This window comes from Pseudomonas sp. TH06, from assembly GCF_016651305.1.
In the GTDB taxonomy this organism is placed as follows: Bacteria; Pseudomonadota; Gammaproteobacteria; order Pseudomonadales; family Pseudomonadaceae; genus Aquipseudomonas.
This window is the reverse complement of the sequence record NZ_JAEKEC010000003.1, coordinates 74760-96313: the sequence shown is the minus strand read 5'-3', so window position 1 is coordinate 96313 and position 21554 is coordinate 74760. Positions and strand designations below refer to the sequence as shown.

Below are 21554 nucleotides of genomic sequence, written 5' to 3'. Positions count from 1 at the left end.
CACCGTTCGCAGACCTTGTCAGGTCTCTGCTCAATGGTGGCCATGCGCAGGACACCTTCGGGTGTGCCGGGTCCTAGTTACCGGTCTACCAACCCGCGTATGGCCGCCACCTTCGTTTGGTAGCGAATGTGAAAGCTTCTTTTGTTAACTAGGAGTTTCACCATGTTCAAAGTAACGCCGAACCCGCCAGTAACCGACCCGGGATCCCCCTACGAATCCCCCGACTCCAAGAAATTCCACGAAGCCGCCGAACGCGCCCTCGACCACTACCTCAAACCCTCCGACCGAATCATGACCAGCACCAACGAGCCCGAACCCATGTACCTCGCCAACCCGAAGTACGACACGGAATCGCTCCTGGCCAACGCCAGCGAAACCCTCGGCTCGGCCAGCGAAATGCTCCTCAACTTCGCCGCCACGCTCGACACCTCCCACCGCAAAACCGCACTGGGCATCGCCCAAGTCGTCATGCTCGGCGAACTCGCCGTGAACCGGGCACTCGACAACGTCGAACTACCGAAATAGAAATTAGAGCTCTCTGCAGCGATCGCCTTTGCTCTTCGCTGCAGAGAGCTATCCAGATACGCCGTATTTCAATCAATTATGTTTCAGATGTTGTTTCAAACAGGCGTGTATTACATGGCTTGTCATCAGCCGATCTGCCGCGCTAGCGTTGGTATCTACTTATAGAGCGAGCTTTTTTCGAATGCCATTACATGAATGCCCGCACACATTTGAAGCGTTAGCCACAACGGTACTGCCCGGCCACATGCGCAGAATGAAAAGCGCTCTGGCTGATCCGCGAGAGATGGAGGCATTCAGTTCCGGGAGTTGGCACTAAATCGCTGCTAAAACAGTTCGATCTGGCACATGACTTTTCGGGTTGCTATGTGCTGATCGACAACGGGGTGCCTATCTACGTGGGTATTTCCAGAAGTGTGGTCAGTCGGCTTCGTCAGCACGTCTTCGGTAAAACACATTTCGACGCCAGCCTGGCTTTTCGAATAGCGATGGCTAAGCACCCAGATCGAACGATCTCCAAACTGACGCGCGCGAAGGCAATGGATGACGCCTTATTCGGTACCTCATTCATAGAGGCCCAATCCTATTTAAAGACACTCCAGGTGGCAGCAATTGCCATCGAAAATGCGCTTGAGCTTTACGTTTTTGAACCCTACTGCGCGCTGGCCCTTGATACGCACCAGTGGAATTCTTTTGAGACGCATTGAATCTCAGTCTCTAATACCTCTACTGGCCTATAAACAAGAAACGACGCGTTTGTTTAATGCGCGTCGTACGTTGCTGGTCATGCCCTACAAATCCTTGCGCCATCGCCTACGACTACGCCAGAATCCGCCGGCTTGTGCGTCTGGGGCGCGGGTTCTATCGTTTGTCGGTCACTGAAAAACAGTGATCGGGTTTGGTAGCCCGGTGTTAGATGTACAGCTCCACCATCGCCGAGATTTCTTCGTTTCGGATTTATGGTGGTCATGTACAGGGCGTCCTAGGGCGCGCCGGATCCTAACACCCGGTCTACCAACCTGTGCATGGCCGCCACCCTTCGTTTGGTAGCGAAAGGGTGAAGCCTCCTTTAAATGTGTTAGGAGCTTCATCTATGTTCAAAGTAACGCCGAACCCGCCAGTAACCGACCCGGGATCCCCCTACGAATCCCCCGACTCCAAGAAATTCCACGAAGCCGCCGAGCGCGCCCTCGACCACTACCTCAAACCCTCCGACCAAATCATGGCCAGCACCAACGAGCCCGAACCCATGTACCTCGCCAACCCGAAGTACGACACGGAATCGCTCCTGGCCAACGCCAGCGAAACCCTCGGCTCGGCCAGCGAAATGCTCCTCAACTTCGCCGCCACGCTCGACACCTCCCACCGCAAAACCGCACTGGGCATCGCCCAAGTCGTGATGCTCGGCGAACTCGCGGTAAACCGAGCGCTGGATAACGTCGAAATCCCCAAATAGCCATCCAACATGACGAGGGGAAACCCTCGTCAAACCCGATTTCCCCCTCGCGCTAGCAAAGGGCCACGCCTTGCGTCCCTGATCCTCGACTGTCACCCTTTCGGCCGTTCAAGGATCAGAACAAGGAATCAAGGATTGAGTGGCTACGTTCCCAACCCCCCGAAAAACCATCGCTACGCCGAAGCCGAACCCGTCGACATCCACGCCCAGCGCTGGGCGGAATACGAAAAGCACAGCAAAGAGCCAGCGCCAGAACCCGAGAAAATCGGCATCGCGTTGAGGATCGGCGTGTTCTTTGATGGCACAGGGAATAATGCGAATAACACAGCGGCTGGGCTGCTGTGTGGAGCGCAGCATCCGATTGCGCCGGAGGATATTCCGGCTAGCTGCAAGCCGTATATGAGAGATCCGGACAGCAGTTACGGTAACGACATCAGCAATGTGAAAAGACTGAGCGAACTGTACGACTCCGTACCAGAGGCCGCAGGAGAGGGCCTAAAAAAGAGCACTTCACGCGTTGTCTATGTCGAGGGTATCGGCACGCGCTCCGGCGAAGAGGACAGTAAGTTTGGTGCAGGGACTGGACGCGGAGAAACGGGTGTGGCTGGACGCGTCGAATCCTCGTTTCCAAAAATTGAGCAAGCCATTAGTCGGGTTTTGATCGATAACCCAGGAAGTGAAATCACTTCCCTGACCTTCGATACGTTCGGATTCAGTCGTGGCGCGGCCGCCGCCCGACATTTTGCCAACGAGATTGTCCGCACCAGTCGCGGGCCACTTGGTACCGTTCTGCGAAACCTGCCAAGAGCCTTCGGTCCCAAATTCAACGACCAATATAAAAGCGACATCAATGTGGGCTTTATCGGTTTGTTCGATACCGTCCCATCGATTGCCGGCTGGTCAAATTTCGGGAACATCAAAAGCTCCATTGCGACGGGCGTCAAACTTTACCTCGACCGGCAATTCTTTACTGATGTCGTCCAACTGTCTGCCCGTGACGAATGCCGAGCCAACTTCGCCCTCAGTCGCGTCAAGGCCGATCATATGGAGATAACCCTGCCGGGAGTGCACTCCGACATCGGCGGCGGATACCTGGAGGATGCGCAGGAATGTGTTCTTGTCACTCCCATGCAAACACTGGCAGTGCCTCTGCATACGGATGTAACAACTACCTCAATCTACCGCGATGCTGCTAACGCCAAAAGCCAATGGTTGGCCAAAGGCTGGCCTGCTGAAATGCTCGAAGTCGTGACGTCAGAGGCGGATCCGATGCCCAATAGCCCGCAAGAAAAACTAAGCCCAAGCGAGAAGCGGGTGTACGCCGCCCTTCAACTCAAACGCCCTGTGAGCGGCCTGTTGTCCAGAGTGTATTTGCGAGTCATGCACCGTTTGGCGAAAGAAAAGGGTGCTCGCTTCAACGACATCCCCGATACACCGGATCTGGCCATACCTGCAGAGCTTCAGGCCCTGTGCGACAAATTTTTAGCCGGTAACTACACCGTCACAGAGCAAGAAGACCAATTGCTGAAACTGAAGTACATTCACACGTCTGCCAACTGGAACCATCCCCTTGGTCGAAGAGACGGCAGCGGTATCAGGGCTGTTTACATAAATGCCCCCACGGAAGACTCAATTCGCGTGCAACACCCTCACGTTGCAGACTGGAAGCTCTGGTAATGAAAGTTCTTGTGACACTGCTGTGCGCGCTATTCATGGCTGGCTGCCAATCTGCTGATCCTCTGTCAGCCAAAAATGATCCCAAATCCGACTCGTGGGAGCTCGCGTTCACCGAACCCCATTACATGAAAGTATGGGTTGAAGACAGCGCCGTCGAAGACATAAACGGCAAGTTGTTCAAACGCACGGGGGCGGGTACAGCCGCAGGTGGGGAGCCAGAAAATGGTAAAGAGTCCGCAAGAGGTTGGCATGCTGTGGGTGCTGCCTCAAAAGCGGTGATTGGTGCTGATCTGCCCAAGCGTATTTATGTACGTTGGCAATCCATTGTTGAACCGCAGACTTATAAGGTTTGGGTTGACGTACCTGAAGAGGCTAGACGGCTGATGGTGCAATCAGTGAGTCAGCGGTGCCCAGAAACGCCGGATGAGCATGCCAGCTACAGCGCATCTATCTATCTGGGCTTGGCTCCAGGAGGCGTTGTTCAGGTTTTTGTTCGCGACTCGTGTCATCGCCCCATCAAAGTGGGTAAGGCCCAAGCTGAGATCGAACCGTTAGGCCCTAGTCAGGGCAAGAATCAAGGACGTTACGCATACCCGGTTAGTGAAAAATCGAAACGCTACATTGAGAAATTCGGCATTCCATACGGAAGTTGGTAGTCGTGACACGTACCTGAATGGATGCTTAGGTGATGAAGGCAGCGTTTGCACTGTCGGGCGTTTTACTTTTATCGGGCTGCCAAATCGAAGGCCCAGAATCTGGTGAAAACGACCCAAAATATCCTTGGTGGGAATTAGTGTTCGTTGAACCGAACTACATGAGAGTCTGGGTAGAAAACAGCTCCGTTCAAGATATCAATAACAGAGTGTTTCTCAGAGCCGGCAAGAGCACAGCTGCCAGCGGCGAACCCGACATCAGTACCGAGTCTGCCCGTGGTTGGGGGACAGTGGGAGGAACAGGTAAACCTGTGACTGGCGCAGAGCTTCCCAAACAAATCTTCGTTCGTTGGCAATCCATCACAGAGCAAAAAACCTACGCGGGCTTCATCGAGATTCCAGAGGAAGCCAGGCAATTGATGGTGACGTCCACACACCAGCGTTGCCCGGAAACACCGGAAAAACCAGCTCGGTTCATGGCGTCACTTTACGTGGGGCTCGCACCGGGAGGCGTACTTCAAGCCTGGGTCCGTGATTCTTGTCGGAACTCGATAATGATTGCTCGGGGTCAAGCCAAGATTGAACCACTAGGCCCGGAACAGGGAAAACACGGTGGTCGCTACGCCTATCCGGTCAGCGAAAAAGCGAAGCAATACATCGATAAATACGGGATTCCGTATGGAAGTTGGTAGGCGCTGGGTGAGGAAATCAGCGATCGTCCTGTTGGGCGTTTTATCGTTGGCGGGTTGCCAAACTGGAAGCTTCGACTCGGGAGCCGAAGACCCTAAGTCTCCTTGGTGGGAGCTAGGGTTCGTTGAGCCCAGTTACATGAAAATCTGGGTGGAAGACAGCTCAGTTCTGGATATCAAGAACATGATGTTTTTCAGAGTCGGCGGGAAGTCAGCCGCCGGAGGTGAGCCTGAAGATGGTACAGAGTCTGCGCGTGGCTGGGGTACCGTTAGTGGTTCCGGAATGTCTGTGACCGGCGCTGACCTTCCGAAACTTATCTTCGTCCGTTGGCAGTCCATAACAGAGCAAAAAACCTATAAAGGCTTCATAGAAATTCCGGAAGAAGCGAGGCAGCTGATGGTGAAGTCAACACACCAACGCTGCCCCGAGACCCCGGAAAGAACTGCCCGATACATGGCGACGCTGTACGTGGGGTTAGCCCCGGGCGGTGTGCTTCAAGCTTGGGTCAGAGACTCGTGCCACCGCCCAATCAAAGTTGCCCATGCCCAAGGCGAGATCGAACCACTCGGCCCGCAGCAGGGAAAGCATGGTGATCGCTATGCCTATCCAGTGAGTGAAAAGGCCAAGCGCTATATCGATAAATACGGCATTCCGTATGGGAGTTGGTAAACCGAAACCCAATGAAGCAACTCATTTCGATGCTGTGCATGTTGTTGGTCGCGGGATGCCAGGCTACTGATCCACTTTCGGTTAAGAGCGATCCGAAATCCGAGTGGTGGGAGTTGGCCTTTGTTGAGCCGGATTACATGAAAGTCTGGGTAGAAAACAGTTCTGTTCAAGACGTCACCGGCAAGATTTTCCACAAAACTGGCGGCGGCAGCGCTGCGGGAGGAGAACCTGAAGATGGCACAGAGTCAGCCCGGGGGTGGACGGGTGGGGTAGGCGGCAGCGGAAAGAGAGTCGTAGGGGCAGATCTACCCCTCCGTATTTGGGTTCGTTGGCAATCGATTGTGGAACAGAAGACGTGGCAGGCGTCGGTGGATATTCCTGAAGAGGCCCGGCAGTTGATGGTCTCATCCGTCAATCAACCTTGCCCGCGAACACCGGATCAAGAAGGTAGATTCATTGCGTCGGTCTATCTAGGACTAGCCCCTGGTGGTGTGGTGCAGGTTTGGGTCAGGGACTCGTGTAATCACCCGGTCAAAGTCGCACGCACCCAAGCCGAGGTTGAACCGTTGGGTCCTAGCCAAGGTAAGAACGACGGGCGCTATGCTTATCCCGTCAGTGAAAAAGCCAAACGGTATATCGACAAGTACGGCATTCCATACGGAAGTTGGTAGTCGTGAAACGTACCCTAACGGACGATTTGGCAATGAAAGCTCTTGTGACGCTACTGTGCGCGCTATTCATGGTGGGCTGCCAATCTGCTGATCCTCTGTCAGCCAAAAACGATCCCAAATCCGAGTCATGGCAACTCGCGTTCACTGAGCCCTACTACATGAAGGTGTGGGTAGAGGACAGCGCCGTCGAAGACATAAACGGCAAGTTGTTCAGACGCACCGGAGGAGGTACAGCCGCAGGTGGGGAGCCAGAAAACGGTAAGGAATCCGCACGAGGCTGGCACGCTGTGGGCGCTGCCTCAAAAGCAGTGATTGGTGCTGATCTGCCCAAGCGCATTTATGTACGTTGGCAATCCATTGTTGAACCGCAGACGTATAAGGTTTGGGTCGACGTGCCTGAAGAGGCGAGACAGTTGATGGTGAAATCAGTAAATCAGCGCTGCCCTGAAACGCCGGAAGAGCAAGCCAGCTACAGCGCGTTTATTTATCTGGGCTTGGCTCCAGGAGGCGTTGTTCAGGTTTTTGTTCGGGACTCGTGCCATCGCCCCATCAAAGTGGGTAAGGCCCAAGCCGAGATCGAACCGTTAGGTCCTAGTCAGGGCAGGAATCAAGGACGTTACGCATACCCGGTTAGTGAAAAATCCAAACGCTACATTGAGAAATTCGGCATTCCATACGGAAGTTGGTAGTCGTGACACGTACCTGAATGGATGCTTAGGTGATGAAGGCAGCGATTGCACTGTTGGGCGTTTTGCTTTTGTCGGGTTGTCAAATCGGACCGCCCAAAATCTGGTGGAGATGACCCCAGGTATCTTTGGGAAGACTTATCTGTTCGTATTTGATGCCTTTGACAATCAATCATCGAACAAAAAACGTGGCACGCATGGGTAGATATTCCTTAGCAAGTTGATGGTGTCGTCCGTCAATCAGCGTTGCTCGCGGGCATCGGAACAGGAAGCAAGGTTATGGCTTCGGTGTTTCCGAGACTAGCCCAGGAGCTGTTGTGCTTGTTTGGCTTAGACGCTCTTATCATCACGCAGTCAACATTGCGCGAGCGCACGGCGAAATTGAGGTCATTAGGTCCTCGCTAAGATAAGAGCTAACGACATTACTCTTATCACTTTTAGTGAAGTGGCAGCGGTACGTCACCAAGTATGGCATCCCATATAAGGGTTAATAAACAGTTATAGAAGAAATAAGGGGGGGCAAGCGCTCTCTTGTAATCCCGATTTTTAGTTCTTAAAACTCTGTTGTACGAAGTTTTTCCCATTAAATTAGCTTAATTCATTTTGAGAATGTGCTTCTGATGGTTGCTGATGTGGAAAATAGCCACCGACCAGGAGATCCGAAATAGCTCTCTGAGCCAGTTTGTTTGAGATTTTGAGTTCCTTTGCTACGAGTTTGTGTACATGGTCTGGCCAAGGTCGTTTTGGTAATGAATGCTTTACTCTTGTCAAAAGCTCGGTAGTTAATACGTATGGGGTGACACCCCTAAGCCTTTCGAAATCATTATTGCAATTATCGATAGCTTTTTTAAATGCCTTTCTTTGTTTTGATATGTGTGCGTGAATGCTTTCTATTTTTTCTCTGGTATAGTGTTTTTTCAAATGCTCTGACAAGGTTTCTGCTTTTGTTAGATAGTTTTCGATTCTGAGGTGGATCTCTGAATCGGTGTGCATGTTTCTTATTATGCTATGTGCGAGGTCTGTACTATCTCCGGTGGCCTTTATTAATCGAACCAACTGTTTGGTGTCCCACTCGTTTCCGATGTCGCCGTACTGTAAGTGGTAGTTTACGAAGTGTTTATAAGTGGAAAATGCTGTTTTATTCGTGTGTGAAATTTCACTAGCGGCATAGTAGTCATTATCTTTAATGGCTTTTTGCAATCTCTCATTTCTATCGTTTGTGCTTTCTATAAAGTCGAGTAAACGTCTCTGTGTGTCGCTTGCATATACAAGTTTTATCAAGGTCGAAGTTCGTTCTGAGGCTAGCTTGGAAACTATTACCGCTAAAAAGAATAGGCCGTAAACTACTTCTATAGCAGCTACGGCCCGCCCAGCGCCTACTGGGCGATAGTCTCCATACCCTAAAGATGAGACGGTTATAATGCTGAAATACATTGAGTCCCAGACACCTATACTTTGATTGGTTTCAAATGTTGAAACTATTCCTTGATCTATTTTGCTTAAAAAATAAAACAGCACGCCTGATGTTATTATTCCAGCTGCCAATAGAAGCACCAGTGTTGATGTTTTGATCGCGTCTAATGTAATGCCTAATTGACTTTTTTGGTGCATTTTATAACCCGTTTCGTTTAATTGTTCTGTTGGGTGTTGATGTTGCTTGAGAATTTTTTGTTGTTATGGGTTTTTAGCTTGAAGCTTGGCTATGTGTAATCTTAATAGCCAAGCCCTGATTTTTTACAAAAAAGCCTGCTATTGCGCTAGCGCATTCAGTTCGTCTTTGTAGGAGAGTTTCGGAGAATATAAATTGTGAAATGCTCTGCCGATAGCTCCGGAAAATATCACGAGTTTTGGATTTAGACTTCCACCCATCAAAATATGGCTCATAGCTATACCTGGGTACGGATCTATATAATAAATTTCTTTTATTCCTAGCTGATATGCTTTTTTTGAGCAGAGTTCGCAGGGGCTGGCAGTGGTAAATAACTTTCCGTTTTCAACACCCCTTGCACCATATTTAGCAATTTGCAAGAAAGCATTTTCTTCTGCGTGAAGTGATCTTGTATGGACCTGATTGTCTTTGCCAGTTAGATGGTTGTATTCGTCTTTGAAGCAGTATGAAATATTTCTTCCGGTTGTTCTTACTTTTACAAATTTTTCATTGTTTGTTGAGACTGATGTTATGAATTTTATATCTAGTTTTTCATATTCTGAATATGCTGCTTGATCGTGGCCGTTAGTTAGGTCGAATCGATTTCTCAGGCTACAAGGCACTTGGCCGAAGGGCGTATCATTCCATCCTACGGACTGTACTGAAAAATTCACATCGGTGACGACGGCGCCTACCTGCCTAGAAATGCATCCGGAATTAAGCTTTGCTGTAAATGCGATTTGCATACAGCGCTCTAATGGAGTTGGTGTAACAAGTCCCGGTCTCACCATCAGCGCGACAAAGGTTAACAGCTGATCTGCAAGAGAGTTAAAGTTGGATACCATGTTTCCAGAGTCGGGATTGCTTACATGCAGATCTGCCCTTTGTAAGCACGCTTTAATATCTTGCTTTACGTAGGCTTTTTGGTTTGTGGCGTCTAATTTTCCGTACTCTTCTCTATCAAGTATGTCTATTTGAGCGTCAGTGTACCCAAGTCCACGAAGTCTTCGCTTTCGTTCGTCGTCGTTACAAGATACTGCCATTAGATAAAAAGAGGAGTATCTATCTTGGAAATATATGGCTTCAAATGGGTTTCTTATTGCATCAATAACAATAAAGGTTTTGTCGCCTTCAGTTCTGGCTTTGCGAATTTGTTTAATTATTTTGTTGATTCGTTCGGCTAAGGAAAAAGACTTGCCGCTTAATACGTCTTCAGATGTTACGCTTCCAGAATTACGTAAATTGCTTCCGATGAGTTGAAAGATTCTAACGTATGCTGCTCCTCCCATGACATCTTTAAGTTCTTCATTTTTCTCCGGTAGAAATTTTGTATAAAATTTTCTTAGTGACTCAATGTCAGCAATGACGACTGACTCGTCACGTATGCTTTTTAGGATATCGGTTGTTTTTTTTGCTTTCGGAGGGTCTAAGTCTCCTGAACGTCCTATAAATATCCCCGATTCCTCAATGCTTACCTCCGATAGCATTAATAATAATACTGTGCTGGCTTGTATTGTTATGAAAGGTTCCCAGTTATGCTTGAAGCAATTAAAAACAACTTTTTGCTTTCGCTGGTTGTTGTCTTTAGGATTGTGACCTGAGAAAAGAGAGTGGCGTATATCTTCTTGTTGGCTTGAAAGGATGTTTGCGACCGTAGAACAACCGCTTCCCGTGCGGCCTGTTAATCCAATGACTATAAAATCATCATCGTCACCATATATTTTAGATATGGTGTCTTGAAAATAATTTTCCATTGAAAAAGTCCTTTTTCATCAGTGCTCTTATAGTTGCAGTAACGGTACACTAGTGTTTGGCAAAAAGCCACTATTGAGTTCGGAGCTGTTGAGGTGAAGCTGTAGTCATTTTCAATTTGGCTAAATGGCAATCAAAGATAGCTCGTGAGGGAATGTCCTGTCTTGCGAGGTAGCAAAGTGGGTTGCGTTCATCTAAGTGCTTATTCGTTATCGTTTTTTTTAGAAGTGACGGGGTTTCGTCTCATAACAGTGAATAGGGTGCCCGCTAGTTTTTTTCCATTAACCATCACACTTACTTCATGCTGTCCCTCGTGATGCTTGCGCGTCGTTAAATCCTTGATCACCTGCCTACGCTGTACCGTCTCCACCCCAAACCCCGCCAACACCACCGTCTTAAACTTAAAAACCTTCCCCGAAACCCCGCCATTCGCCTTCACATAGTCAATCGCATAATCAATCACCAGCCGCTGCTCTTCCGCCACCGTCGACTTCACCACAAACGACAAAGTAATCGCTTCCCCCAGCCGCACAACCGCCGGTTCAACCTTCACATCCAACAACTCAACCTCAGGCTTCCCCCCGGCCCCAATCACCGTCAGCGCTCGCAAATCCCCCTGTTTGATCAAACTCCGCAGTGCATGCTTGGCAATCCACGCTGTGTGTTTGTTCTCCAGCGACCAACCTTCAATCGTGTCCAACACCCACTCCGGGTGCGCTTTCGTCACGTCATTCAAATGATTCGCTACGGATTTGCGCACGTACAAACTGTCATCCGCTTTCAACCGATCGAGTATCCCGGCGGCCAATTGCGGGTCTGCCTGCACCGGTTCCAGTCGGAACGACCATGGCAGGCGAGGGCGGCTGCCTTCGCTGGCGAGGCGGCGGACGTGGTGGTTTTCGTCTTGGGTCCAGTCGTGCATGAGTTCCAGCGAGCGTTCGAGGTCGCTGCGCAGGAAGTGGCGGATGGCGAATTCGGAGGAGCCGAAGGTGGTGAAGTATTTCAGCGCTTGCATGGAGGTGTCGAAGGCGTGGGCGCCGTAGCTGGCGACGTAGTGCGGCAGGCACATGCTGACGAATCCGCTGTTCAGTCGTGGTGCGAGTTCGCGCAGCACGTCGAGGGAATCTTCGTAGTCCAGTGGCAGCACGGCGTGCAGGCTTTCGCTGACGCGGGCCATGCGTTGCATCACGGATAAATCGGCCAGACCTTCATTGGCGTGTTTGAGAAACGCTTTGGCCTTGAACGCCGGATACACGGCGCTCATTTCTGTGGCGATGTGTTGCAGGCGTTCGGCGTTGAAGATTTCCTTTAGCGCGGGTGCAGCGGTTTCGGGTGCGCTCATGGTCAGGTCATCGGTGTGCTGACGAACGCTTCAAGCGTTTCGGCGTACGCGGTGTATTGGGCGATGTGGCGGTAGCGTCGGGTGTCGAGTTGGTCGGGAACGACCAGGTCGGTGAAGCTCCAGGCGACGGCGATGCTGATGCCGGCCTGGGTCAGGGTGCCGTCGGTGGGCAGGCCGTTGTTTTCGAGTTCTTGTTCAAGTGCGGTGAACGCGGCGGCGAGTTGGGTTTCGACGCGTTCGACCCACGGCTGATACTGGATGTCGGCCGGGCGCAGGTTGCGTTCGTAATACAGCTGCACGGCTTTTTCGCAGGCGGCGAGGCTGAGGCCGATCAGGCGCAGGGCGTGGGAGCGTTGTTTCAGATCGGCTGGCAACAGGCTTTTGCCGGAACTGGCTTCGAGGTAATCGAGGATGAGGGTCGAGTCCATGAGGACGACACCGTCGTCGAGGATCAGCGTTGGCGCTTTGACCACCGGGTTGATCTGCTGGAATTGCTCGAAGTGGCGAAACACCGAGACCGACTCGTGTTCGAGGTCGATCCCCAAACGTTTGGCGGAGATCGCCACGCGGCGCACGTAAGGGGAGTCCAGCATGCCGATCAGTTTCATTTCCTGCTCCTTGGGAAGGTCAACAGCAAAACGGGCGATAGACGCTGAATTTAGCGGCAAAGGCTATCGACTGACTACTGGGTGTAGTTGATCGGTTGATGCGAGACGGCTGATGTGAAATCCGTAACAGCCATGAAACACCCGTAAATAAAGGCTTTGCCTGACCTTGTCAGTTGTTTTTGCCGATCTATATTCAAAGTGCCAGCACCGACCAGGGATGGAAAAGTTAAACGAGCTCAGGCGCTCTGATTCAGTACTCGTTTGTATTACTCCCTTGCAGTCCATGACCCCGTGATCGTTGAGGTGCCGACCTGTGCGGTATCAATTCGCAGGGTCGTGCAATCGAAACTGTAGGGAGGGCGTCACATGAACAGTTCTAAACATTGGGTTGGGTGTCTGGTGTGCGCGGGGTTGACGGCTTGCGGGAGTTCGAAACCGGCACCGGGCGTCGTGGCCGAGAATTGGACTACCAATACTGAACAATTGGGTATCAAGGCGATCTACCCGCCTCGAAGCAATGTGGAGGTCGGGGACATCTTTATTGCACGAGCGGTGAAGACCGGCGAGAAGATCGCTACCGCCGATTACGTCCTGGCTGCTACCAAATTTGATTCGATCAATCTGGATGCGCAAATTGCTGCGTCTGCACGCAAGCACACGTTCGAGTCGTCTGCGACCTATGACGATGGCTCGGGAAACGGTCCGGTGCCTACCCGAGCGTTGATCCCCCTGAAGATCTGCGACAAACAGGTCAACAGTCTGGTGGCATTTCCGGGATTTACCTTCGCATCCCTCGCTGAGAGCGATATCGGCGTCAACGTCACCAGTAGCGCCATTGGTGCTGCGTTGGGGTTTGGGCGTCGATCGCAATACAGCGTGTCTTACTCGGTGCCCAGCGCTGAGACTTATGGCGCCATGTACCTGTTGGCCCGGACCCGTTTCGATGAGGAAACCCTGCAGCGCTATTCCGAGGACGATTTGCGCAGAATGCGTGAAGCGGCTGCCCAACTGCAGGGCGCGCAGATCGATAAAGCCAATGCAACCGCGCCGATATTGGTGTTTGTCACCGATGTGTATCTGACTCGGGCAATCGATTTGGTGGTGTCATCGGAGGAGGGCATGAGCGGCACCTTCTCTGCAGTCACTTTGGCAATGGTTGATCTGAGCGAAAAGAAGAAATCACTTGAGGCTCAACTGGGCAAGTTGACTGGACAGGCGCCGGGCCAGGCGCAAGAACCTCCTGCCGGAGATGCGCCCAAGCCGAAACCTGAAGATCCGAAAACGGCAGTAGTCGCCAAACCGGAAGATCAGAAGCCAGCGCCACCAAAGCCAGATACGCCGGCCAAACAGTCTGAAATTGCGCGCATCAACGCCGAGTTGGTTCAAGTCAATGAGGCGATGAGGAAGAAAGTCAGCGAGATCGTGCCGGATATGCCCGGCGTCACCGGTTCGGTGGTGAGGTCTTCGGCGTTGGGCATTACATTGCGGCAAGCTTTCGCAGAGCCGGTGGTCATCGGTTATCGAGGCATACATTTCAAAATCGCTTCGATAAATCCGTCCGCTTCGTCCCCCAAACCATTGGAGCCGGATTACGGCAGTAACGTTGCGCCGTTGAATCTGCTTGTTCCGGGTATAAAGACGATGACCAGGTTCATTCAGCCGAGCCAGAGATCACAAGGCGGTAAGTGCCCCGCCTCGTAGTCCGCTGACTAATCCTCGAATCCAACCTGTTCGTGAATCTCGTCCACCTTCAGTTCGAGCCGATACGCTACGGCGATAAACAACGCCTGACATAAACACAACGTCGCGCTCAACGAGCGGAACGCGAACGAGCTGCCTTCGTTGACCAGCAGCACGGTGTTGGCGCGTTTCGCCAGCGGCGAGAGGTTGCTGTCGGTGAGGATCAGGGTTTTTGCCTGATGGTGCTGGGCGATGCGCAGGCAGTGTTGGGTTTCCTTGGCGTACGGGGTGAAGCTGATCGCGATGACGAGGTCGTTGGCGCGCACGCTGCGCATCTGTTCGCGATAGCTGCCGCCGAGGCCGGAGACCAGGTGGATGCGTTTGTTGGTGTGTTGCAGGTTGTAGACGAGGTAGTCGGCGACCGCGAAGGAGCGGCGCACGCCGACCACGTAGATGTTGTCGGCGTTGACCACCAGATCGACGGCTTTTTCAAACGCCGCGTCGTCGAGTTCCTGGCCCAGGCGCTCGATGCCGGAGAGGGTGGCGTCGACGCATTCGCGGGCGAGGTCGCCGGCGCTGGCCTTCTGCGATTTGTTGGCGATCATGCTGCGAATGCGTTGCTGGTAGTTCTGCACCGGCGTGGCTTTGTGCGTGTAGGCCTCGCGAAACAGCGCCTGCATTTCGCTGAAACCGCTGAAACCGAAACGCTGCGAGAACCGCACGATGGCTGACGGGTGCACTTCGCATTCGCGGGCGATGTCGCTGATGCGGTCGACCATGATCCGGTCGCTCTGCTGGCTCATGTAGCTGGCGATACGTTTGAGCTGGCGCGGCAGGGCTTCGTATTCTTCGGTGATCAGCTGCAGCAGACGCTCGGCATTGATCGGGGGGCTGGCGAGGTCGCTGTCGGCGGGGCGCTCGTCGATAGCCGGCTGATCGGTGCGGGACATAAAAAATCCTTCTGGCTTGTTCTTATAGGCCTGGGTGGGTGCGCGGCAGGCCCTGACAATAGGTTGGCTGTGCGCAGTCTACAGGGTAGGCCCTAATAAAATCTTGGCTTGCACGGTCGGCGGTCGATGCTGAATCGATGCACCGTGTCTGGAACGCCCGTACGAAAGTGTATTGGAAAAAATATTCCACGTAAAAAATAATTAGAATAAATATTGATTATTGCTGGCAGGGCGTTTTAGTCTGCGTCCACTCAATGTGTTTTCTTCGACGTATCGACGAAAACCACGGCTGATAAAAATAACAGGAGCCAGCATGGGCCAGACTCGTTTTGCCAGTGGGCGTCAATTGGATCTGATTTGCCTCGGGCGCCTTGGCGTCGACCTCTATGCGCAGCAGGTCGGGGCGCGGCTCGAGGACGTTTCCAGCTTCGCCAAATACCTTGGCGGTTCGTCGGCCAACATCGCGTTCGGCACGGCGCGGCTGGGGTTGAAGTCGGCGATGTTGAGCCGGGTCGGCGACGACCATATGGGGCGTTTTCTGCTCGAATCGCTGGCTCGCGAAGGGTGTGATGTCAGCGGCATCAAGGTTGATCCCGAGCGTCTGACCGCGATGGTCCTGCTCGGTCTCAAGGACCGCGAAACCTTTCCCCTGGTGTTCTACCGCGAAAACTGCGCCGACATGGCGTTGCACGCCGAGGACATCAACGAGGCGTTCATTGCTTCCAGCAAGGCGCTGCTGATCACCGGCACGCATTTCTCCACCGAGTCCGTCTACAAGGCGAGCATTCAGGCGCTGGATTACGCCGAAAAACATAACGTCAGACGCGTGCTCGATATCGACTATCGCCCGGTGTTGTGGGGGTTGGCCGGCAAGGCGGATGGCGAGACACGGTTTGTCGCTGACCGCAATGTCAGCCAGCACGTGCAGTCGATCCTGCCGCGATTCGATCTGATCGTCGGCACTGAAGAAGAGTTTCTGATTGCTGGTGGCGCCGAGGACTTGCTCTGCGCGCTGCGCAATGTGCGGCGCTTGAGCAACGCGACGCTGGTGGTGAAGCTCGGGCCGCAGGGTTGCACGGTGATTCACGGGGTAATTCCGGTGCGGCTTGAGGATGGCGCGATCTATCCCGGCGTGCGGGTCGAGGTGCTGAATGTGCTCGGCGCCGGCGATGCCTTTATGTCGGGGTTCCTCAGTGGCTGGATCGAGGACGCCACGGATGAGCGTTGCTGCCAGTTGGCCAATGCCTGCGGCGGGCTGGTGGTGTCGCGCCACGCTTGCGCCCCGGCAATGCCGACCCGCGCCGAACTCGACTATCTGTTCAACAGCCCGGTGCCGATTACCCGGCCGGATCAGGACGAAACATTGCAGCGCTTGCATCGGGTCAGCGTGCCGCGCAAACAGTGGAAACCGCTGTTCATTTTTGCCTTCGATCACCGCTGGCAGTTGGTCGAACTGGCGCAGAAGGGTGGCCGCGATCTCGCCAGCATCAGCGCTTTGAAGCAGCTGTTTATCCAAGCGGTGGAGCGCGTTGAAGCCGATCTGCGCGAGCAGGGTGTCGAGGCGGATGTCGGCTTGCTGGCGGATCAGCGTTTCGGCCAGGACTCGCTCAACGCCGCCACCGGTCGCGGCTGGTGGGTGGCGCGGCCGGTGGAGGTGCAGAACTCGCGGCCACTGGCGTTCGAACACGGGCGTTCGGTTGGCAGCAATCTGATTGCCTGGCCGCAGGAGCAAATCATCAAGTGTCTGGTGCAATTCCATCCTGACGATGAGCCGATGTTGCGGCTGGAGCAGGAGGCGCAGCTCAAGGGCTTGTATCAGGCCTCGCAGGTCAGCGGGCATGAGTTGCTGCTGGAGGTTGTGCCGCCGAAGGATCTTCCGTCAGCCCATCCGGACGTGCTCTATCGCGCCGTGAAGCGCCTGTACAACCTCGGCATCTACCCGGCGTGGTGGAAGATCGAAGCGCAGAGCGCCGAAGAATGGCAGCAACTGGACGCGCTGATTGAAGAACGCGATCCGTATTGCCGAGGCGTGGTGCTGCTGGGCCTGAATGCGCCGGCAGCGGCGTTGGCCGAGGGTTTTCAGCAGGCCAGCGGCAGTCGCACTTGCCGAGGGTTTGCGGTGGGCCGGACGATTTTTCAGGAGCCTAGCCGGGCGTGGATGGCCGGCGAGATCGACGATGAAACGCTGATCCGCCAGGTGCAGGGCACGTTTGTCGAACTGATCGACGCCTGGCGCAAGGCCCGATCCTGAAGGATTCACACGATCCCCTGTAGGAGTGAGCCTGCTCGCGATTGCGGTGGCACATTCCAACATTTGAGTTGGCTGATGCGCCGCTATCGCGAGCAGGCTCACTCCTACAGTTGGACGGTGGTGGACTCAATGATTGATGGAAAACAATAAAAGGTGCAGCCATGCCCGCAATCCGAATTGGCATCAACCCGATTTCCTGGAGCAACGACGATCTGCCGTCCCTCGGTGGCGAGACGCCGTTGAGCACCGCCCTGAGTGAGGGCAAGGCAATCGGTTACGCAGGTTTTGAGCTCAACGGTAAATTCCCCAAGGATGCCAAAGGCGTCGGTGACGTGCTGCGGCCTTACGATCTGGCGCTGGTGTCTGGCTGGTACTCCAGCCGACTGGCGACACGCTCGGTGGCCGAGGAAATCGATGCAATCGCCAGCCATGTCGAGTTGCTGGCGCAGAACGGTGCCAACGTTCTGGTGTACGGCGAGGTCGCCGATTCGATTCAGGGGCAGCGTATTCCGCTGGTCGAGCGGCCACGCTTTCATAGCGAAGAAGCGTGGCAGGCATACGCCGACAAGCTCACTGAACTGGCGCGCTTCACCCTGTCCCGAGGCGTGCGTCTGGCGTATCACCACCACATGGGTGCCTACGTCGAGTCGCCGTCAGACATCGACAAACTCATGGCCCTGACCGGTAGCGAAGTCGGCTTGCTGTTCGATTCCGGTCATTGCTACATGGGCGGTGGCGAGCCGCTGCAAGTTCTGAAAAAACACATCGAACGCATCTGCCACGTGCATTTCAAGGACGTGCGCAAACCGGTGGTGCAACTGGCGCGCAACAATCTGTGGAGCTTCCCGGATTGCATCATCAACGGCACGTTCACTGTGCCTGGCGATGGCGACATTGATTACGCCGCGCTGCTCGACGTCCTGGTGGCCGCCGATTATTACGGCTGGCTGGTGGTCGAGGCCGAGCAGGATCCGGCGGTGGCACCGAGTTACATCTACGCGAAAAAGGGCTACGACACCTTGCGCGCCCTGCTCAATGAAAGGGGCTTGTGATGAGCCTTCTAGTCAAGAGTCAGGCCCATGGCCGCACCATGGTCGAGCTGGAAAAGGGACGTCTTGAGTACGTCGGTTTCGCTGCCTATCGACTGAGCCTCGGCGAAAGTCTGCCGGTGACAGCGGGCGATCAGGAGTTGTGCCTGGTGTTGCTCAGCGGTCGCGTCAGTATCAGCGGCGAGGCGCCGGGGCAGGGCGTATTCGAGTGGGACAACCTGGGCGATCGGCAATCGGTGTTCGAAGACAAATCACCGTTCGCCGCGTATCTGCCGCCCGGCAGTCAGGCGCGAGTGACTGCGTTGAGCGACTCACAAATCGCCGTCTGCGCCGCCCCCGGATCGGTCAGCGCCAACCTCGGGCCACGGTTGATCCGCCCGGAGTCGATGAAGCGCAGCGTGCGTGGCAAAGGCGCCAACACCCGATACGTCTGCGACATCTTGCCGGACAGCGAACCGGCGCATTCGCTGCTCGTGGTGGAAGTGCGCACGCCGTCCGGGCATTCGTCGAGCTACCCGCCGCACAAGCACGACACCGATGACCTGCCGCACCAGAGCTTTCTCGAAGAAACCTATTACCACCAGATCAATCCGCCGCAGGGTTTTGTGTTCCAGCGCGTGTACACCGATGACCGCAGCATCGATCAGGCCATGGCCGTGGAAAACAGCGATCTGGTGGTGGTGCCCAAGGGGTATCACCCGGTCAGCGTGCCGTACGGCTACGAGTCCTATTACCTGAATGTCATGGCCGGGCCGAAACGTGTCTGGCAGTTCCATAACGATCCGCAGCACAGCTGGCTGCTGGACCTCTGACTTCCCACGTTTGAACGGAGCGCGACAACAATGAGCAATGCCCCGGTAATCGGCCACTACATCGATGGTCAGGTGCAGGACAGCGGCGAGCGGTTCAGTCATGTGTTCAATCCGGCCACCGGCGCGGTGCAGGCGCAAGTGGCGCTGGCCAGCGTCAAGACCGTGGAAGAGGCTGTCGCGTCCGCGCTGAAGGCCTTCCCGGCGTGGTCGGAACAGTCGTCCCTGCGTCGTTCGCGGGTGATGTTCAAGTTCAAGGAGTTGCTCGACCGGCATCACAACGAGCTGGCTGAAATCATCACCCGCGAGCACGGCAAAGTGTTGTCCGATGCCAAGGGAGAGGTTACTCGCGGCATCGAAATCGTCGAGTACGCCTGCGGCGCGCCGAACCTGCTCAAGACCGAATTCAGCGACAACATCGGCGGCGGCATCGACAACTGGAATCTGCGGCAGCCGCTGGGTGTTTGCGCGGGTGTCACGCCGTTCAACTTCCCGGTGATGGTGCCGCTGTGGATGATCCCGCTGGCGCTGGTCACCGGTAACTGTTTCATCCTCAAGCCTTCGGAACGTGACCCGTCCGCCAGTTTGCTGATGGCGCGTCTGCTCACCGAGGCCGGCTTGCCGGACGGCGTGTTCAACGTGGTGCAGGGCGACAAGACGGCCGTGGATGCGCTGTTGCAACACCCCGATATCGAGGCGATTTCCTTTGTCGGTTCGACGCCGATTGCCGAGTACATCCACCAGCAAGCCACTGCACGCGGCAAGCGTGTCCAGGCGCTGGGCGGGGCGAAGAATCACATGATTGTCATGCCCGATGCCGATCTCGATCAGGCCGCCGACGCCTTGATCGGCGCAGCTTACGGCTCAGCCGGCGAGCGTTGCATGGCGATTTCGATTGCCGTCGCGGTGGGCGATGTCGGTGATCGTCTGATCGCCAAACTGCTGCCGCGTATCGACCAGCTCAAGGTCGGTAACGGTATGCAGAGCGACAGCGAAATGGGCCCGTTGGTCACGGCTGAGCACAAGGCCAAAGTTGAGGGTTTTATCAGCGACGGGGTGGCCCAGGGCGCGCAGTTGTTGGTGGATGGCCGGGGTTTCAATGTACCGGGTGCCGAGGCTGGTTTTTTCGTGGGCGCGACCCTTTTCGATCAGGTCAGCAGCGAAATGAGCATCTATCAGCAAGAGATTTTCGGCCCGGTGCTGGGCATCATCCGCGTACCGGACTTCGCCAGCGCCGTGGCATTGATCAACGCCCATGAGTTCGGTAACGGCGTGTCCTGCTTCACCAGCGATGGCGGCATCGCCCGTGCGTTTGCTCGCACCATCAAGGTCGGCATGGTCGGTATCAACGTGCCGATTCCGGTGCCAATGGCCTGGCACTCGTTTGGCGGCTGGAAGCGCTCATTGTTCGGTGACCACCACGCTTACGGTGAAGAGGGCGTGCGTTTCTACAGTCGCTATAAAAGCGTGATGCAGCGCTGGCCCGACAGCATCGCCAAAGGCCCTGAATTCAGCATGCCAACTGCCAAATAATTCGTCTGTGCGGAGAACAACAAGAATGACTCAGCCCCTGCGTTTTGCCCTAAACCGGATGGTCGCACCACGACTTTCCCTGCCCGCGTTCATTGATCTGGCGGTGAGCCTCAAGGCCGATGCCATCGAGATTCGCAATGACCTCAAAGGCGTGGAAATCGAGGACGGCACAGCCCCGCAAACCGTCCGCGAATTGTGTGCGGCGAAAGGCATCAGCGTCCTGTCGATCAATGCGCTGTACCCGTTCGATGTGTGGAATGACGAACGTCGAGCTCAAGCCACAAGACTCGCCGTGTATGCGCGGGATTGCGGGGCGCAGGGGTTGGTCATGTGCCCGCTGAACGATACCGGCGACATGCGCACGACCGCGCAACGCGCCGTTGGCCTGCGCACGGCGTTGAGCGAACTCGCGCCGATCCTGCGTGAGCACGGCATTCTTGGCTTCATCGAGCCGTTGGGGTTTGAGGAATGCTCGCTGCGGCGCAAGCGTACGGCGGTGGACGCGATCCAGGCGGTGGGCGGGCTGGATGTGTTTCGGCTGGTGCATGACACCTTTCACCATCACCTCGCCAGTGAGCAGGAATTTTTCCCCGAACTGACCGGGCTGGTGCATATCTCCGGCGTCGAAGATGCCGAGGCGCCGTTGGCAAGCATTCGCGACGGCCATCGAGTGTTGGTGGGCGAGGGCGACATTCTCGGTAACGCGGCGCAGATCGACACGCTGCTGAGCACGGGGTACAGCGGCTATCTGTCGTTCGAACCATTCGCTGACAGTGTTCACGGTCTGGCGGATATCGAACAAGCCATCAGCGCCAGCATGGCCCACCTACAAAAATCCCTGACCTGACACATCCCCCGTGTAGGAGCTGCCGCAGGCTGCGATCTCTTGATCTTGAAGAGCAAAGTCA

20 protein-coding genes are annotated in these 21554 nt (G+C 54.7%); 15 read left to right on the top strand and 5 right to left on the bottom strand.

All coding sequences use genetic code 11. From position 1 onward, the window contains the following. Nucleotides 1-162 precede the first annotated feature (162 nt). The 9 genes from JFT86_RS25240 (at nt 163) to JFT86_RS25200 (ending at nt 7027) form a co-directional block, all read left to right on the top strand. The gene (locus tag JFT86_RS25240; RefSeq protein ID WP_201233758.1) at nt 163-525 is read left to right on the top strand and encodes a DUF6124 family protein; all 363 of its coding nucleotides are present in this window, start codon (nt 163-165) and stop codon (nt 523-525) included. Nucleotides 526-890: 365 nt separating this feature from the next. After that, nucleotides 891-1229, top strand: coding sequence for a hypothetical protein (locus tag JFT86_RS25235; protein ID WP_201233757.1), 339 nt, complete (start codon nt 891-893; stop codon nt 1227-1229). A 386-nt stretch (nt 1230-1615) separates the two neighbouring features. Beyond that, nucleotides 1616-1978: a DUF6124 family protein gene (locus tag JFT86_RS25230; protein ID WP_201238898.1), complete on the top strand. Its 363-nt coding sequence runs from the start codon at nt 1616-1618 to the stop codon at nt 1976-1978. 135 nt (nt 1979-2113) lie between these two features. Beyond that, the gene (locus JFT86_RS25225) at nt 2114-3655 is read left to right on the top strand and encodes a DUF2235 domain-containing protein (RefSeq protein ID WP_201238897.1); all 1542 of its coding nucleotides are present in this window, start codon (nt 2114-2116) and stop codon (nt 3653-3655) included. Further along, the gene (locus JFT86_RS25220) at nt 3655-4311 is read left to right on the top strand and encodes a DUF2931 family protein (protein ID WP_201238896.1); all 657 of its coding nucleotides are present in this window, start codon (nt 3655-3657) and stop codon (nt 4309-4311) included. Before JFT86_RS25225 ends, JFT86_RS25220 begins: the two co-directional genes overlap by 1 nt. 32 nt (nt 4312-4343) lie before the next feature. Then, entirely contained in the window at nt 4344-5000 is a 657-nt protein-coding gene (locus tag JFT86_RS25215; protein ID WP_201238895.1) for a DUF2931 family protein, read from the top strand. Then, nucleotides 4987-5667, top strand: coding sequence for a DUF2931 family protein (locus JFT86_RS25210; RefSeq protein WP_201233754.1), 681 nt, complete (start codon nt 4987-4989; stop codon nt 5665-5667). The genes JFT86_RS25215 and JFT86_RS25210 overlap by 14 nt, the downstream gene beginning before the upstream one ends. An 11-nt stretch (nt 5668-5678) precedes the next feature. Beyond that, nucleotides 5679-6338, top strand: a complete 660-nt coding sequence (locus JFT86_RS25205; RefSeq protein WP_201233753.1) for a DUF2931 family protein — start codon at nt 5679-5681, stop codon at nt 6336-6338. Between the two features lie 32 nt (nt 6339-6370). Next, complete coding sequence (locus JFT86_RS25200; protein ID WP_201234029.1) at nt 6371-7027, top strand: DUF2931 family protein; 657 nt, start codon at nt 6371-6373, stop codon at nt 7025-7027. Between the two features lie 585 nt (nt 7028-7612). Here the strand turns inward: JFT86_RS25200 and JFT86_RS25195 are convergent. The 4 genes from JFT86_RS25195 to JFT86_RS25180 form a co-directional block, all read right to left on the bottom strand. Further along, nucleotides 7613-8635, bottom strand: a complete 1023-nt coding sequence (locus JFT86_RS25195; RefSeq protein ID WP_201233752.1) for a potassium channel family protein — start codon at nt 8633-8635, stop codon at nt 7613-7615. A gap of 138 nt (nt 8636-8773) precedes the next feature. Then, nucleotides 8774-10426: a deoxycytidylate deaminase gene (locus JFT86_RS25190; RefSeq protein WP_201233751.1), complete on the bottom strand. Its 1653-nt coding sequence runs from the start codon at nt 10424-10426 to the stop codon at nt 8774-8776. 200 nt (nt 10427-10626) lie between these two features. Further along, the gene (locus JFT86_RS25185) at nt 10627-11766 is read right to left on the bottom strand and encodes a DNA alkylation repair protein (RefSeq protein WP_201238894.1); all 1140 of its coding nucleotides are present in this window, start codon (nt 11764-11766) and stop codon (nt 10627-10629) included. A gap of 2 nt (nt 11767-11768) precedes the next feature. Continuing rightward, nucleotides 11769-12374: a glutathione S-transferase gene (locus JFT86_RS25180; RefSeq protein ID WP_201238893.1), complete on the bottom strand. Its 606-nt coding sequence runs from the start codon at nt 12372-12374 to the stop codon at nt 11769-11771. Between the two features lie 366 nt (nt 12375-12740). On the opposite strand from JFT86_RS25180, the gene JFT86_RS25175 reads away from it, so the two are divergent. Next, nucleotides 12741-14075, top strand: a complete 1335-nt coding sequence (locus JFT86_RS25175; RefSeq protein WP_201233749.1) for a hypothetical protein — start codon at nt 12741-12743, stop codon at nt 14073-14075. A gap of 8 nt (nt 14076-14083) precedes the next feature. On the opposite strand, the gene JFT86_RS25170 is transcribed toward JFT86_RS25175, so the two are convergent. Then, entirely contained in the window at nt 14084-15004 is a 921-nt protein-coding gene (locus JFT86_RS25170; RefSeq protein WP_201238892.1) for a MurR/RpiR family transcriptional regulator, read from the bottom strand. Nucleotides 15005-15317: 313 nt separating this feature from the next. Between JFT86_RS25170 and iolC the strand changes: the two genes are divergently transcribed. The 5 genes from iolC (at nt 15318) to JFT86_RS25145 (ending at nt 21493) form a co-directional block, all read left to right on the top strand. Then, nucleotides 15318-17255 (top strand): 5-dehydro-2-deoxygluconokinase, encoded by a 1938-nt coding sequence (gene iolC / locus JFT86_RS25165; protein WP_201233747.1) that lies wholly within the window; start codon nt 15318-15320, stop codon nt 17253-17255. Nucleotides 17256-17416: 161 nt separating this feature from the next. Then, a complete protein-coding gene (gene iolE / locus JFT86_RS25160) occupies nt 17417-18307 on the top strand; it encodes a myo-inosose-2 dehydratase (RefSeq protein ID WP_201233746.1) in 891 nt (296 codons plus the stop codon). Next, on the top strand, nt 18307-19116 hold the full coding sequence (gene iolB, locus JFT86_RS25155; RefSeq protein WP_201233745.1) for a 5-deoxy-glucuronate isomerase: 810 nt from the start codon (nt 18307-18309) through the stop codon (nt 19114-19116). Before iolE ends, iolB begins: the two co-directional genes overlap by 1 nt. Nucleotides 19117-19146: 30 nt before the next feature. After that, on the top strand, nt 19147-20646 hold the full coding sequence (locus JFT86_RS25150; protein WP_201233744.1) for a CoA-acylating methylmalonate-semialdehyde dehydrogenase: 1500 nt from the start codon (nt 19147-19149) through the stop codon (nt 20644-20646). A 25-nt stretch (nt 20647-20671) separates the two neighbouring features. Further along, nucleotides 20672-21493 carry a TIM barrel protein gene (locus tag JFT86_RS25145; protein ID WP_201233743.1) on the top strand — a complete coding sequence of 274 codons (822 nt, stop codon included), beginning with the start codon at nt 20672-20674 and terminating at the stop codon, nt 21491-21493. Nucleotides 21494-21554: the final 61 nt, after the last annotated feature.